The 14,305-nt window shown below is 72.5% G+C and carries 15 protein-coding genes; 11 read left to right on the top strand and 4 right to left on the bottom strand.

The window, feature by feature from the left end:
* Positions 1-534 (bottom strand): hypothetical protein (locus D6689_16815; protein RMH39378.1); only part of this gene is annotated, 534 nt, incomplete at its 3' end.
* Between the two features lie 325 nt (positions 535-859).
* On the opposite strand from D6689_16815, the gene D6689_16810 reads away from it, so the two are divergent.
* From D6689_16810 to D6689_16780, 7 genes are all read left to right on the top strand, one after another.
* Entirely contained in the window at positions 860-1,504 is a 645-nt protein-coding gene (locus D6689_16810; GenBank protein RMH39377.1) for a TetR/AcrR family transcriptional regulator, read from the top strand.
* A 10-nt stretch (positions 1,505-1,514) separates the two neighbouring features.
* Positions 1,515-2,573 carry a ferritin-like domain-containing protein gene (locus D6689_16805; GenBank protein RMH39376.1) on the top strand — a complete coding sequence of 353 codons (1,059 nt, stop codon included), beginning with the start codon at positions 1,515-1,517 and terminating at the stop codon, positions 2,571-2,573.
* Between the two features lie 47 nt (positions 2,574-2,620).
* Positions 2,621-3,202 (top strand): CoA pyrophosphatase, encoded by a 582-nt coding sequence (locus D6689_16800; GenBank protein ID RMH39375.1) that lies wholly within the window; start codon positions 2,621-2,623, stop codon positions 3,200-3,202.
* A gap of 128 nt (positions 3,203-3,330) precedes the next feature.
* Positions 3,331-5,172 (top strand): hypothetical protein, encoded by a 1,842-nt coding sequence (locus tag D6689_16795; protein RMH39374.1) that lies wholly within the window; start codon positions 3,331-3,333, stop codon positions 5,170-5,172.
* Entirely contained in the window at positions 5,169-6,449 is a 1,281-nt protein-coding gene (locus tag D6689_16790) for a hypothetical protein (protein ID RMH39373.1), read from the top strand. The genes D6689_16795 and D6689_16790 overlap by 4 nt, the downstream gene beginning before the upstream one ends.
* The gene (locus D6689_16785) at positions 6,449-7,210 is read left to right on the top strand and encodes a sulfite exporter TauE/SafE family protein (protein ID RMH39380.1); all 762 of its coding nucleotides are present in this window, start codon (positions 6,449-6,451) and stop codon (positions 7,208-7,210) included. The genes D6689_16790 and D6689_16785 overlap by 1 nt, the downstream gene beginning before the upstream one ends.
* Before the next feature lie 8 nt (positions 7,211-7,218).
* On the top strand, positions 7,219-8,388 hold the full coding sequence (locus D6689_16780) for a hypothetical protein (protein RMH39372.1): 1,170 nt from the start codon (positions 7,219-7,221) through the stop codon (positions 8,386-8,388).
* Positions 8,389-8,442: 54 nt separating this feature from the next.
* Here the strand turns inward: D6689_16780 and D6689_16775 are convergent, their stop codons facing one another.
* Positions 8,443-8,727: an integration host factor subunit alpha gene (locus D6689_16775; GenBank protein RMH39379.1), complete on the bottom strand. Its 285-nt coding sequence runs from the start codon at positions 8,725-8,727 to the stop codon at positions 8,443-8,445.
* Positions 8,728-8,909: 182 nt separating this feature from the next.
* Here D6689_16775 and D6689_16770 point away from each other — a divergent pair, with 182 nt between their 5' ends.
* The 4 genes from D6689_16770 to D6689_16755 all read left to right on the top strand — a co-directional run bounded on the left by D6689_16770 (position 8,910) and on the right by D6689_16755 (position 12,288).
* On the top strand, positions 8,910-10,094 hold the full coding sequence (locus tag D6689_16770; protein RMH39371.1) for a serine/threonine protein kinase: 1,185 nt from the start codon (positions 8,910-8,912) through the stop codon (positions 10,092-10,094).
* A 148-nt stretch (positions 10,095-10,242) separates the two neighbouring features.
* Positions 10,243-11,388, top strand: coding sequence for a hypothetical protein (locus D6689_16765; GenBank protein RMH39370.1), 1,146 nt, complete (start codon positions 10,243-10,245; stop codon positions 11,386-11,388).
* Positions 11,389-11,423: 35 nt separating this feature from the next.
* On the top strand, positions 11,424-11,783 hold the full coding sequence (locus D6689_16760) for a hypothetical protein (GenBank protein ID RMH39369.1): 360 nt from the start codon (positions 11,424-11,426) through the stop codon (positions 11,781-11,783).
* Between the two features lie 97 nt (positions 11,784-11,880).
* Positions 11,881-12,288 (top strand): hypothetical protein, encoded by a 408-nt coding sequence (locus D6689_16755; protein ID RMH39368.1) that lies wholly within the window; start codon positions 11,881-11,883, stop codon positions 12,286-12,288.
* A 23-nt stretch (positions 12,289-12,311) separates the two neighbouring features.
* On the opposite strand, the gene D6689_16750 is transcribed toward D6689_16755, so the two are convergent.
* Complete coding sequence (locus tag D6689_16750; protein RMH39367.1) at positions 12,312-13,781, bottom strand: hypothetical protein; 1,470 nt, start codon at positions 13,779-13,781, stop codon at positions 12,312-12,314.
* Positions 13,778-14,305 (bottom strand): hypothetical protein (locus tag D6689_16745; GenBank protein RMH39366.1); only part of this gene is annotated, 528 nt, incomplete at its 5' end. The genes D6689_16750 and D6689_16745, both read right to left, overlap by 4 nt.

Raw genomic sequence — 14,305 nt, 5'->3', positions numbered from 1 at the left:
GTCGCGGCGCCGCGCGCGCCGGTCGTCGCCGCGCTCATCGAACCCCGCGCCGTCGTCGGCGACGTCGTCCGCCAGCGGCGAGAGCCCGCGGATGGCCGCGTACATCTTGTCGGCGAGCTGTGCGCGGATCTTCTTCGGCATGCGCGGTTCGCGCAAGAACACGGTGAACTTGCGCACCGTCCGTCCGGTCTTGCCCTCGCGCAGCCGCAGCCGCAGCACGTACCCGCGGTCTTCGGCGACCAACATGCCTTCGACGATGCCGTCGGCGTCCAGCAGCGCCGCGACGCGCCGCACGTCGATCGGCCGCAGCCGCGTCGCATGCGCCTTGCGCGCGGCCCGGTGATACTGCCGCGGCGACAGCACGCGGTGGCGCCGGCTCACGACCGACGCCACCTGCTTGCGCAGCGCGTCGGAGCGGGCGCCCTCGATTTCGAGGACGGCGATCCGCTTGCCCGCGGCGGCGGGGGCGGGCTGGCCGGCGAGGCCGACGAGGGCGGCGGCGGACAGGACGAGGACCCGGCAGGTTCGTGTCATGGCATCGCTTGCGAGTTGCAAGACCGGATCCGATCCGGGTTCGCCGTAATCGCGCGAAAGTTCGCCCTCCGGGCGCTCGCCCGGAGCGGTCGCCGGAGCCTCCGAACCCCAGGCCGGAGAGGGCAGCCAACATTATATGTGTGCGCAGGTGTAGTTCGCCGTCCTACCGCCGCCCTGCGGTGGCCGTCCGGACCGGCCGTCGCGGCCGCCCTACGCGCGCGCCGGCTGGGCGAGCCGGTCCCCGGCGGCCCGCCCGCAGGACGAAGGCGCACTTGACTGGAGGCCCGCTCGAGATTAGAATCAACATTCTGATTCTGGTCCTGTCGTGACGCCGCCGCTCCAGCCGCTCGAATGGGTACGCCCGCCGCAACAGGCGCGCAGCGCGCAGACCCTCGAGCGCCTGCTGGACGCGGCCGAGGAGTTGATCGTCGAGCGCGGCCTCGACGGCGCGACCGTCGCCGAGGTGGCGCGCCGCGCCGAATCGTCGGTGGGTTCGTTCTACAACCGGTTTCCCGACAAGCAGGCCCTGCTGCGTTGCGTCGCCGATCGGTTCTACCGTCAGGCGGTCGACACGGCCTGCGCGGTGCTCGATCCGGCGCGCTGGCACGGCTACTCGCTACGCGACGTCGTCGAGTCGTGCGTGGCGTTCCTCGTCGACGTGTTCGTCCAGCGTCGCCGGCTGATTCGCGCAATCTCCCTCGCTGCCGCCGACGACCCGGACCTCGACGCGGTCGGCCGCCGCCTCGGCGACGCGGTGGCCGAGCGCGTTCTCGCGCTTCTCGACCGCCGCGGCGAGACGCTCGACCACCCCGAGCCGGAAGTCGGCGTGCGCGTGGCGGTGTGGCTCGTGCTCAGCGCGCTGCACGCCCACTGCCTGCACGACGACGCGCCGCCGCCCGTACCGCCGCGCCGGCTCGCCGCGGAGATCACGTCCATGTGTCTGTTGTACCTGCATCACAAAGAAAGCTGAAGGAGTAGCCATGTTTCTGCGCAAGCGCAACCGCAGCCGCCACATTCCGTACGGCATGTTCGATCTCGAGCGCAGCGCCGCGGAAGCCAAGCGCTTCGCCAAGTGCGAGCGCATCTACCACCGCGGGCAGGAACTGGCGTGGGACGGCAAGCAGATCCTCCAGATGTTGATCGACAAGCACGGTCGGCCGCAGATCCCGGCCGACACGCAGCGCGCGCTCGGCCGGCTATTCAACATCATCCTGTGGGGCGAGCTGGCGGCGTGGCGGATCTCCGCCCAACTCGCCGACCGGCTCGAGCCGCTCGAGGCCAAGATGGCCGCGACGAGCCAGGCGCACGACGAGGCCCGCCACTTTTACGTCATGTACGACTACCTGCGCGCCATCGGGTTCGAGCCGGAACCGATGGACCGCGCGCCCGAGGCTCTGCTCGAGCTCGTCCTCGACACCGACAAGCTCGCCTACAAGCTGCTCGGCATGCAACTCATGATCGAGACGCTGGCGCTCACGCTGTTTCAGACGGTGCGCGAGTTGAACGTCGAGCCGGTCCTGTCCGAGCTGCTGACCTATTACGAGCGCGACGAGGCGCGCCACGTCGGGCTCGGCATGCAATACCTGCCGATGCTGATGAAGGACATGAGCCGGCGCCAGATCAGCATGATGCTCACGTTCCAGTGCCGCGTCCTGTTCTGGGCGATGTGGGAGAACAAGCAGCTCGAGCCGGATTACGAGGTGCTGGGCATCGACGCGCGCGAGGTGCTCGAGCGCGGGCGCCGCAAACAGATCGCCGCCCTGAGCGAGGCGTTCGTCGCGCTCGGCATTCCGTTCGACCGCGAGCGCAACATCGCCGTGCAGGCGCTCAACGCCGCCGGCGAGCTGATGTTCCCGACCGCCGACACGCGCGGTCGCCCGCTGCGGCAACTCGCCGCCGCGTGGCAGGCGTTCCGCGGGCCATCGGAGGTGGTCGGAACGGACGAGTTCGACGCGCACTCGGCCCACGATATCGTCACCGCGCGCGGCGCGGTGGCGCCCGCCGAGCGCGGCAGCGACCTGCTCAAGGCGGTGAGCTGACGGCGCGCGCGGGCCGTGCTACAGACACGCCGCGCCCACGCGCGGCCGTGATGTTGAGCAAGCGACAGTTCGAGACCCGGCTCCGCGGCCGCCTGCCGCCGCCGCCGACGTGCGCTCCGGCGCGGGCGGCCGTCGCCGCCATACTCCGCTTCGACCGCGACGCGCCGGACGTCCTGCTCATGAAGCGGGCGACTCGACCCGGCGACCGCTGGAGCGGGCAAGTGTCGCTGCCGGGCGGCCGCGAGGAGCCGGTCGACGCGGACCTGGTCGCCACCGCGATCCGCGAGACGCGCGAGGAGGTCGGCCTCGACCTCGCGCGCCGCGGGCGCCTGCTCGGCGGCCTGCCGCCGACCCGCGCGATCGCGCGCGGCGCGGTGCTGCCCCTCGCGATCGTCCCGTTCGTGTTCGAGCTGGTCGAGCCGGCGCCGCTGGCGCTCAACGCCGAGGCGGCCGCCGCGTTCTGGTTGCCGCTCGATCGCGCGGTGGCCGGCGAACTGGACGCGACGCACCGTTACCGCCTCGGGCCGGTCGAGCGAGAGTTTCCGTGTTGGCGCTACGAGGGCCACGACGTGTGGGGCCTGACCTACCGCATGTTGCGGGATCTGCTCGACGTCGTGACGCGCGGGTGATCGCCAGCCGGCGTCGCGCGCGCCGGCACCCGCTGCCGCCGAATCCGACAGCGGCGGGAATTCCGACGCCGCGCCAAGCGTGGTGTCGCGTACATACGCGCGGCACGGCGTTCGCAATACTCGGCCGTATGGTGGGGTGTCGTTCTGCGCGCGCGGCCTGGCGGGCCGTGTTGGCGGCGGCCGCGGTCGCCTGCGGCGCCGACGAAGGGCTGCCCGGTCCGCCGGGGCCGGATGCCGGCGCCGTGCGGCCGGACGCCGGCATCGACGAGTCCGACGCGGTCTACGACCCGAACCACGTCCTGCAGATCGAGATCGACATGGCCGCGGCCGACTGGGACGCGCTGCGCCATCAGACCCGCACCTTGTTCGACGTGCTGCTCGGCGCCGATTGTGCCGCACAGCCGTTCGCGAAGCCGTGGACCTACTTCCCGGCGACGGTGACCATCGACGGCTGGACGGCGCCGATGGACGTCGGCGTCCGCAAGAAGGGCTTCATCGGCTCGCTCAGCGTCGACAAGCCGTCGCTCAAGATCAAGTTCAACGAATACGCGCCCGACCAGCGCTACCGCGGCCTCAAGCGCCTCACACTCAACAACCAGCGGCAAGACCCGGGGTACATCAACGCGTGCATGGGGTACGCGGTGATGGCCTGGGCCGGTGTGCCGGCCCCGCGCTGCAACTTCGCGCACGTCGTCGTCAACGGCCGCGACCTCGGCGTCTACGCCAACGTCGAGCCGATCAAGGCGCCTTTTTTGCGCCGGCACTTCGCCGGCGACGGAGGCAATCTGTACGAGGGGACGCTGTCCGACTTCCGCACGTCGTGGAAGGGGACGTTCGAAAAGAAGAACAACGAGGCGGCGGCCGACTTCAGCGACATCGACGCGATGGTCGGCGCGCTCGAAGGGGCGTCCGACGTCGAGTTGCTCGACGCCCTCGACCCGCTGGTGGACATCGACGACTACATCGACTTCTGGGCCGCGGAGGTGTTCGTCGCCCACTGGGACGGCTATGCCGGGAACCGCAACAACTTTTACGTCTACGCGGACCCGGGGGACGGCCGGTTCCGGTTCGTGCCCTGGGGGGCGGACGCGGTGCTGCACGGCGACGCGCCGGCGGTGTTCGGCAGCGGCTACCTCGCGCGCCGGCTGTACAACGTGGCCGACACGCGCGCCCGCTACCTGGCCCGCCTCCGCGAACTGGCCGACCAGTGGGATCCGGACGCATGGCTCGCGGAAATCGATCGGATGCAGGCGCTCATTGCCGACGTCGTCGACGCGACCGGCGGCCGCGATGCGTTCGACGCCGAGATCGACGACATGCGCGCATTCGTCCGCGCCCGTGGCGACAGCGTGCGCGAGGCGCTCGCCGGCGCGCCCGCGGCGATCGACGACCCGCTCACCGGCCCGCCGTGCATGGTGCCGCGCGGCGACCTGTCCGGCTCCTTCTCCACGACGTGGGGCACGCTCGGCGGCGATCCGTTCCAGTCCGGCACCGGCACGATCGATGTCGTCTACGACGGCTCGCGGGTGACGTTCACCGCGATCGGCGCGATGGCCGGCCCGGGCGAGCAGCCTGGCGAGGCGGTGGTCGCGATCGCCGGGTTGCTGCCGGACTCGACCGCGGCCGTGGTCTACGTGACGGCGCCGGCCGTCGCGCTGGCCGACGGCGCGTCGTTCGAACTCGATTGGGCGGCGTCGTTCGGCGCGCTGCTGCGGTTCACGGGAGCGCCGGAGCCGGAACTGCTCGGCTATCTGGCGACTGGCGAGGTGCGATTCGAGCGGGCCGGCACCGCGCCGAACGCCCCGATCGTCGGCTCGCTCGGCCCGACGCTCGTCGTCGATCCGCCGTTTCAAGCGGCGCCCGCCCCCGCCGGCGCGGACGCCGCCGCGTTGGCGCGCGCCGTCGAGCGGCTCGCGCCGCGCCTGGCGCCGCCGCGGCTGCGGTACAGTGACGCCCGTCGCGGGCGATGATCCTCATCTCGAAGACCTATTGGGGCGGCGCGCCGTTTCACTTTCGCCGCAAGCCGCGCGACGCGCAGGTCGAGTCGCTCGTGCTGCGCGCCGCGGACTTCCGCGAGTTTCGCGCGCTGTACTGGACGCCGCGGGCCCGGCCGCGGCCGCGCACGGCGGTCGTCGTCATGCACCCGCGAGTCGACTTCACCCACCACTATTGCATTCCGCGCCTGGTGGACGCCGGCTTCGGGGTGCTGGCGGCGAACACGCGGAACCCGAACAACGACGTCGACACCGTCCATGAGGAGATCGTGTTGGACGTCGCGGCGGCGGTTGCGTTCGTCCGCAACCATCGTGGTGTCGAGCGCGTCGTGCTGTTCGGCAACAGCGGCGGCGGCTCGTTGATGGCCTTGTATCAGGCGCAGGCGTCGCAGCCGCCGGCGGATCGAATTGCCTCGGCCCCGTGCGGCGCGCCGACCCGCCTGGCGACAGCCGACATGCCGCCGGCCGACGGGCTCGTGTTCGTCGCGTGTCACCGCGGGCAGGGGCACGTGCTGGCGCAGTGCATCGATCCGGCCGTCGTCGACGAGGAGAACCCGCTGGCGACCGATCCGGCGCTCGACATGTACGATCCCGCCAACGGGTTTCGGCCGCCGCCGCAGTGGTGTGAATACGACGATACGTTCGTCGCGCGCTACCGCGCCGCGCAGCTCGACCGCGTCCGCCGCCTCGACGCGCGCGCCCGCGCCCTGATCGCCGGGGCCGCCGACGCCCGCGCCGCGGTGGGCGCGGCCGGGGATCTGCCGGATGCCGCGCGCCGTCGGCTCGAGCGCCGCGCGGCGTTCGAGCCGGTGATGGTCGTCTACCGGACGATGGCGAACCTCCACTACGTGGACCGCCATCTGGACCCGTCCGATCGCGACTACGGCTCGCTGCTGAGCGAGCGGCCGGACCTGATGAACTACCAACGCCTCGGGTTCGCGCGAGTCGTCACCCCGCGCGCGTGGCTGTCGACCTGGTCGGCTCTGTCGTCGAACGCCGACCTCGTGCGCAACATCGCGCGCATTCGCGAACCGACGCTGCTGGCCTTCGCCGGTCGCGATCGCGAGATCTATCCGCGCACCGACGCGGAGCCGATCGCCGCGGCCGCCGGCGCGGACGACCAGACGGTTTTGCGGTTTCCCGGCGCGCGCCACTACTTCGAGCCAGCCGAACCCGGCGCGCGCGATGCGCCTGACGTGGACGCGCTGATGGACGCGGTCGTTCCGTGGATTCGGGAGCGGTTCAGCGCGTGATCGACGGCGGCGCCGGCACCTACCTGGCGGTGGTCGCGGCCGGCGTCGCGGCCGGCGCGATCAACACGGTCGCCGGCGGTGGATCGATGCTCACCCTGCCGGCGCTCATGGCGCTCGGGCTGCCCGCCGACGTCGCCAACGGCACGAATCGGTTGTCGGTCGTGAGCCAGTCCATCTCCGGCATCCTCGGCTTTCGCCGCGCGGGCGCTCTCGACGAGGCGGCGGTCGCGCCGGTGTTGCTACCGACGGCGGCCGGGGCGTTCGCCGGCGCCGTGCTCGCGTCGCGCGTGCCGCCTGGCGTCCTCAAGCCGGTCCTGCTCGCCACGATGGTCGCGGTGGCCGCGCTCTGGTTGGCGCGGCCGGCCGCGGTGACCGCTCCCGCCCGCGCGCGGCCTCGCCGCCTGCGCGACAGCCCCGCCGGCGTCGCGGGCCTGCTGGCCGCCGGCGTCTACGGCGGCTTCGTCCAGGCGGGGGTCGGCTTCGTGCTGCTCAGCGTCCTCGGCGGGGCGCTGCGCTACGGCCTGGCCGCCGCCAACGCTCTGAAGCTGGTGTGCACTCTCGTGTTCGGCGTCGTCGCGCTCGCGGTGTTCGCGCGCGCGGGCCAGGTGGCGTGGGGGCCGGCGGCGGTACTCGCCGCCAGCACGGTGGTGGGCTCGCAACTCGGCGTGCGGTTCGCCGTGCGGGCGCCGCCGGCGGCGGTGCGGTGGATCGTGTTTTGTGCGGTCGTCGCGACCTGCGCGGGCGCCTACGTGCGACGATAGACGCGACCGTGCGGCGCCACCCGACGACCTCGCACTGGCAGTTCCCCGCGGCGGATCGGCCGCCGCTGGCCGGGGGAGCGCGGCGCGTCAACCTGCGCGAACTCGTCGCGCGACCGGAGCGGTTCGAGCATCACCTCACCGTCGTCGCGCGCGTCGGCGACGCCCAACTCGAGATCGCCACCGCGTCCGAGCCGCTGTATTTCGCCCATCGCAACGTGTCGGACGAATACGCCGTCGCGATGGCGACCGGCGACCCGCTCGTCGACGCGATGCCGATGCTCACGCTGATCTCCGACTTCGACACGGGCGCCGACGTGGCGCGCTACAAGCACCGGGTCCACGACCTCGTGCTGCACCCGTACGGGTTTCTGCACTGGCCGGGACGGCTGCGGCCGCCGTACGCGCCGATGGCGTTCGCTCCCGGAATGCGCCGTTGCGGCTGGTCGCTCGTCGCGTGTACGAGCGTGCCGCGTGAGCCGGTGGAGCGGCCCTTGGGTGCGTCGGCGACCCGCGCCGGCGGGCCGAAGCGCTACGGCGCCGCGGACGTGCCGCTGGCGCAATTCGACCTGATGTCGGAGTCCGAGCGGATCGTCGGCCGGGTCGGCGATGCCGCCCTGTCGCTGCGGGTCGAACCGGATGCGTTCGCGCCACCGCGCGGCGGCTACGCCGTCGTGGTCGACGGCGAGCCGCCGTGGTGCGGCGGCGATCTCATCTATGTGCCGCCGGGCGAGGCGGTCGCCGCGCGCGGCGTACGGCGCGCGCTGGTGTTCGACTCCGGCGGCGCCGACGCCCAACCGCCGCCGGCGAGTTGGGAGGCCGTCCCGCCGGAGCCGTTTGCGCCGTACGAGGATGCGCCGCCGGGTTCGCTGCCGGTCGACGTCGACGGGGTGGTCTGCGACAGCGGCCCCGACGGCACGGTTTGGGTGCGCGCCGGCGGCGGCGCCGCCGCCAGGGCGCCGCGCTACTGGCTGGCGCGGATGCTGTACCGCATCGCGCTGCACGGCTATGCGCTCGGCTACGTCGAGACGTACGGCGGCGTGTACTACGACGATCGCGCCGGGGACCACCGCATCGGCGTGCGAGGCGGTGGCGAGGTCGTCGTGGCCGACGTGCAGCGCGCCGTCGACCGGCTGTACCGGGCGGTCGCGCCACCGGGCTACGTCGAGCGCGTCGCGTGACCGGCCGCCGGCAGCCGTGATCGCACGAGCGATCGGATCAGTCCTCCGGGCGAGTCAGCCCTCCGGGCTGAGCTTGCGCTTGAGCAGGTCGCTGGCCTTGAACGTCACGACGCGACGGGCCGCGATCTGAATCTCCTCGCCGGTCTGCGGGTTCCGGCCGACGCGCGCCTTTTTGTCTCGCACGATGAAGTTGCCGAAGCCGGCGACCTTGACCGTGTCGCCGCGCACGAGGGCGTCCTTGATCGCCTGGAAGAACGCGTCGACGTACTCGGCCGCTTCTCGTTTGGACATGCCAGCGCCGTTTTCGCACAGCGCCTCGGTGATCCCTACCTTCGTCAGTGTCGCCATGGCTCGCTTGGCCCCCCTTCGGTGCCGCCATCTTACACCGGCTGTGCGCGCATTGTGAACCGCGTCCCGGCGGCCGCGGGCGAGCGGCCACCTGACCCCGCACGGCTGCGCGGCGGTCGGCCGCGGGTCGCGATCCGAGGCGTGGTAGAGTCGCCCGCTGTCGGGCGGATCGCATGGCGCGCAACAACGGGCAGGTCCAACCGCGGCTCGAACCGGGGTCGCCGGCCGAGCCCGTCGAGTTCGGCAAGTACTACTTGCTCGGCCTGATCGCCCGCGGAGGTATGGCCGAGGTCTACCGCGCACGCTTGCGTGACGGTGACGGCACGCTGTTCGCCATCAAGGTGATGCGCGCACAGCTCGCGCGGCAGCCGCGCTTCGTCGACATGTTCCGTCGCGAGGCGCAACTCGCGATGCTGCTGGTGAGCCCCGCGATCGTTCGCACGTTCGAGGTGGGCCAGATCGCCGGCCGCCACTACATCGCGATGGAGTACATCGCCGGCTGCGACCTCACCCGGCTGTTGCGCAAGTGCCAAAAGACCGGCTCGCGCATCCCGGTGCCGCACGCCGTCTACATCGCGATGCGCATCGCCGAGGCGCTCGACTTCGCGCACAATCTCACCGATGCGTCGGGCCGGCCGTTGAACCTCGTCAACCGCGACGTGTCGCCGTCGAACGTGCGGCTGTCGTACGACGGCGACGTCAAGATGCTCGACTTCGGCATCGCCCAGGCGCTGATGAAGTTCACGTCGGAGATCGGCGTGCTCAAGGGCAAGTTCAGCTACATGTCGCCGGAGCAGATTCGCGGCATGCCACTCGACGCGCGGTCGGACATCTTCTCGGCCGGCATCATCTTGCACGAGGTGCTCACCACCGAAAAGCTGTTCCGCGGCGACACCGAGTTCGCGCTGATGGAAAAGGTGCGCAAGGCCGAGGTCGCGCCGCCGTCGGCGTTCAATCGGCGCGTGCCGCCGGAACTCGATCGCATCGCGCTGCGCGCACTCGGCCGCTCGGTCGAGGAGCGGTATCAGACGGCGGCCGACCTCGCGTCGGACTTGCGCGCCGTGCTCGACGGCTACCGATTCCAACCGGCGGAGCTTCAGCAGTTCCTCCGGCAACTATTTCGCGCCGAATACGCCCGCGAGCGCGCGGACCAGGAGCTGGCGCGCACGTCGATGCCGTCGCTCGGAGCCGGCGACTCGATCGCGGACGAACCGACCGGACCTCACGGCGCGGTGGAGCCGCCGGCGACCGCAGGTCCGCCGCCGCCCGGTCCGCCGCCGTCCGGTCCGCCGCCGCCCGTCCCCGCCGCCGAGCCGCGCGGACTGCTTGCCCGCTGGCGTCGCCGCAAGAAGCGGTGACGCGTGCGTTGGACGGGCGTAACCCACCGATATCCGGCGCGGCTGTCCGGAATTGCACGACGTAGCGCGGCGCGGATAGCCTCGGACATCCACTCCGCCCTGGCGCGGCGCCGGCGGCGGGCGTAGCCTGCGCGCGGGAGGTGCTTCGATGATACGTGTATCGACGAAATCGCGGGGGCTCGCTGCCGCGCTCGCGCTCACACTGGGGTGCGGTGACGTCGGGGACGGCGATGGAGAGTCGGCGGATGCGGCCGCGATCGAGCCGGGAACCGACGCCGGAAGCACCGAGCCGGGTGACGGGGGTGGGCCGTCCGGCGCCTGGCAGTGGATCGACGTGGCGGGCGCCGAGTGCATGAACGATACCCCGACCGGCATGGGGGTCCGGATCGGCGCCGACCCGTCGAAGCTGCTCATCTTCTTGGAGGGCGGCGGCGCCTGTTTCAACCGGTTCACCTGCTCCGGGGTGGCGCACCAAAACGGCTTCGGCGCCGACGACTTTGCCGCCGGCATCGCCGAGCGCGGCGACGCGGGCGTGTTCAACCGCGCCGACCCGGACAACCCGTTTGCCACGTGGACCCACGTGTTCATCCCGTACTGCACCGGTGACATCTTCGCCGGCGCCAATCCCGACGGGTTCGAGGGGCGCAATCAGGTCGGCTACACGAACATGGGGCACTACACCGACCAGCTCGTGTCCATGTTTCCGGATGTGGAGGTCGTCGTGTTGTCCGGGTCGAGCGCCGGCGGGTTCGGTGCCGCATACAACTACGATCGCGTCGCGTCGGCGTTCGGCGACGACGTGGAAGTGCTCCTGCTCGACGACTCCGGTCCGCCACTCGGTCCGGACTACCTCACGCCCTGTCTGCAGGACATCGTCCGCACCACGTGGAACCTCGACGCGACATTGCCGGCCGACTGCGATGCGTGTCGCGAGTCCGGCGGGCTGTCGGCCCTCGCGCCGTTTTACGCGACCAAGTACCCGGACCGGCGGTTCGGCATCATCACCAGCACGCGCGACGGCGTCATTCGGCTGTTCGTCGGCTGGGGCTATCCGAGCTGCGACAACCCGAAGGTGCCGATGGACGAGGCCGTGTTCGCCCAGGGCGTCGCGCAGCTTCGCGACGAGATTCTCGCGCCGTACGACAACGCCCGCGTGTTCACGATCGACAGCGGCCTCCACGTGTGGTTGCTCGAAGACCCGGTCGGCTCCACGTCGAGCGGCGGCGTGACCCTCACCGACTGGATTCGAGGCCTCGTGGCCGGGTCGGGCGACTGGGGCGACGTCGTGCCGTAGGCGCGGGGCCGCGCGCGCGGGTATGCTCGCGCACGATGTCCACCCGCATGGCACTGGTCGTGGCGTCCGTCGCGCTGGGCGCGTGTCTGTCGCGCCGGCGGGCGCCCGACGCCGACTACGCCGACGACGTGCGCAAGATCTGTCACGCCGAGCGACTCTCCGGCGCGCTCGAGGTCGACCCGAACGCGCGCCAGATCCACGTCGCTCAGTGGTTGGGCCGCGCGCTCGTCACCGCCGAGGCGCGCGCGCTGATGGCGCGCCAGGCGGCGCTGCCGCCGGCCGAACGGGCGGCCGTCCTGCGCGAGGCGGCGGCGGCCGTCGGGCTCGCCGGTTGCCCTACGGCTGACACCTGGGCGCCGCCCGGCCGCACCGGTCCCGCGGAGGCGGGCCGGTGACGCGAGCGTTCCGCGCTCCCGCGGCAACGCGGTACCGGTCAGCCGCCCGCGGGGGGCGCCAGTCCACGGCGGCGCGCCCGCGCGCGCGGGTGCGGCGATGATCATCGCGCAGTTCGAACGCGAGGCCGAGGCCGAGGGGTTTCGCGCGCTGCTCGCGGATCTCGAGCAGATCGACGCGGTCGTCGTGCCGGACGGCCGCGGCTTCGCGGTCGACGTGCTCGCGCCCGCCGACTTCCGCGCCGGCCTCATCTACCTGCTGTATTACGTGCGCGGCCTGTCGCTCGACGACTTGCCGTCGCTGCCACGCGACGAACGGGTCGCCATTCTCGCGACGCACCTCGTTCACTACGCGGTGGGGACGCGCCGGTGGGCGCCGCCGCCGCTCGACTGGTACGGCCGCCGCGCGCAGCTCGACGCCGCAGGACTGGACGAGGCGCGCGCGACGGCCGAGGCCGAGTACCGCACGCGGCGGCGCGGCTGGTTGCGCCGCCTGCTCGGCCGGTGACCTGCGCCGGCGCCCGTGTCGCGTCAGAATGCGTAGCCGACCTGGACGTAGCCGCCGACGTAGCGGTCGGCCGCGCCCCCGACGTCCTGGTCCGGGTCGCCGTCGCGCGCGGTCGCCATGTCGCCGGTGCCGTCGAAATCGAGCGCGACGCGCAGGTAGCGCACGCCGGCCGACAGATCCACCTCCGGTGCGATCGCGTAGGCCACCGCGGCGTCCATGTCGATCCCGCGCACCGCGGCGCGACCGTACGCGCTGGCCGTCACGATCTCTCCCGCTCCGACGATCGCGAGATAGCGCGCCGACACGCGCGCCGACACGCGTTTCGCGACCGGCGCCGCCACCGCCGCGCCGACGTCGAGATACCGGTACTGGACGTCCGGCACGCCCAGGTCGACGCCGCCGTCGTCGATGTGGTGGCGCAACTGGCCGTAGCCGATCCCTGTGTCGACGTCGACCGAGCCAAGCGGCAGCACATAGCGTGCGCCGACGCCCCACCGGCTCTGATCGGTCGGTAGATCGTAGTCCATCGCGCCGTCCGAGTAGCGCGACCGCATTCCCACGGCGCGATCGAGTTCGAACACGAGTGCCACGCGGTCGAGGTGCTCGGCCGCGGGAACGCGGTCCACGAATCGGCTCGGATACACCCGGCCGGCGACGGCCACCCCGCCGACCGGGCCGCCGTCGTAGGCGACGGGCCGCTGCTCGGGCGCCAGCGACGCCTGGTACGAGAACGTGAGGTCGCGGCTGGTGACCGACAGACCGGCGCGCACCGCCGCGCGCGGTCCGGTGACGCGCGCGGCGGGCGCGGCCGTCGCGCGCAACTCGGTCGGCGCCGCATCGACTCGCGGCGTCGCGGGGCCGGCGGCGTCATCGCCGGAATCGGCGGCCGTCGCCCTCCGGCGTCGCGCGGCGACCGGCGGCTCGCGGTCGACCGGTTCGGCCCACGCGATCGCGTCGGCCAGATCCTCGGCAAACGCCGTGCGCGCCAGGCGGCCGCGCCGCATCGGCACGCGGATCGTGTCGATCGCCTCGCCGGTGGCGCCGGCGCGCACTGTCAGGCGCAGCGTGGCGCGCCGGCCTCGCGCGCGCACCACGCCGGTCACGAGGGCGTCGGCGCCGACCGCGCGGGCGACGCGCGCGTAGTCGGCCGGCCGCCGCCGTTTGGCGCCGAGCTGGCGCCACGCCCTCGCGACCGCCGCATCCGGCAAGACGGTGTGCTCGGCCGCCACGGCGCGGACGACCGTCGCGCGGGCCCGCGTCGCGCGTCGCGCCGGTCCGTCAAACGGGGCGATGGCGACGCGGCGCTTGCCCGCGTCGGCGCGCGGCGGCGCGAGCGTGATCGCGAGCGCTACGGTGACAAAAACGATGTAGATCGGACGAATCGGCATGCGGCTCACTCCCAGGCGTGCGGTGCGCAGAGCATCGCGCACGCGGCCGCGCGCGATCCATGCACTTCGGTTCGCCGCGTGCCCGCGCGAAACGATCGTTGTCACGGACACGCGAGCGCTTCGAGCGCGAGCGAATCGACGAAGAAACTCGTCGGATATGCGCCGTCGGTCGTCGCGGACCAGTCGAGCTGGATGCGCTCGCCGGCGTGCGGTGCCGCGGCCGCCAGTTCGAACGAGGTCCACGAGCACACCGTGCCGATGCCGGCATTGGTCGTGCGTTCGAGGGTTTCCAGGGGCGCGCCGCCGGCGGACAGCAGGCGGATCTCGATCGCGTCGCCCGCGCCGTCGGTGTCGGCGGTCACGTAGCAGCGGAACCCGCGCAGGCGCAGCGCGGCGGCGTCGGCCGGCACGTCGACCGCCTGTACGAGGCGTTCGTTCGCCCCGTTGTATCCCGCCAGCCATGCCGCCCAGCCGCCGGCGTGCGGCGCGATCGGCATCGACGCCGCCTCGGTAATCGGCGTGCCCCCCAGCTCGACCCAGGCGACGCGGCCGCTGTCGAACCCCGGGTTGGCGAGCAACTGATGCCACACCGGCGTGCACGGCGCCGCGTCCGGCGGCGCGGGGGCGGC

Source organism: Deltaproteobacteria bacterium, assembly GCA_003696105.1.
Classification (GTDB): domain Bacteria; phylum Myxococcota_A; class Polyangia; order Haliangiales; family J016; genus J016.
Note: the sequence above shows the minus strand (reverse complement) of the source record. Positions and strands in the feature narration are given on the sequence as shown.

Bases quoted from the DNA above. Each gene is read 5' to 3' on its own strand.
- D6689_16805 (RMH39376.1), top strand. From the start codon at position 1,515: ATGTTTCTGCGCAAGCGCAACCGCAGCCGCCACATTCCGTACGGCATG.
- D6689_16795 (RMH39374.1), top strand. From the start codon at position 3,331: ATGGTGGGGTGTCGTTCTGCGCGCGCGGCCTGGCGGGCCGTGTTGGCG.
- D6689_16790 (RMH39373.1), top strand. From the start codon at position 5,169: ATGATCCTCATCTCGAAGACCTATTGGGGCGGCGCGCCGTTTCACTTT.
- D6689_16770 (RMH39371.1), top strand. From the start codon at position 8,910: ATGGCGCGCAACAACGGGCAGGTCCAACCGCGGCTCGAACCGGGGTCG.
- D6689_16765 (RMH39370.1), top strand. From the start codon at position 10,243: ATGATACGTGTATCGACGAAATCGCGGGGGCTCGCTGCCGCGCTCGCG.
- D6689_16760 (RMH39369.1), top strand. From the start codon at position 11,424: ATGTCCACCCGCATGGCACTGGTCGTGGCGTCCGTCGCGCTGGGCGCG.
- D6689_16755 (RMH39368.1), top strand. From the start codon at position 11,881: ATGATCATCGCGCAGTTCGAACGCGAGGCCGAGGCCGAGGGGTTTCGC.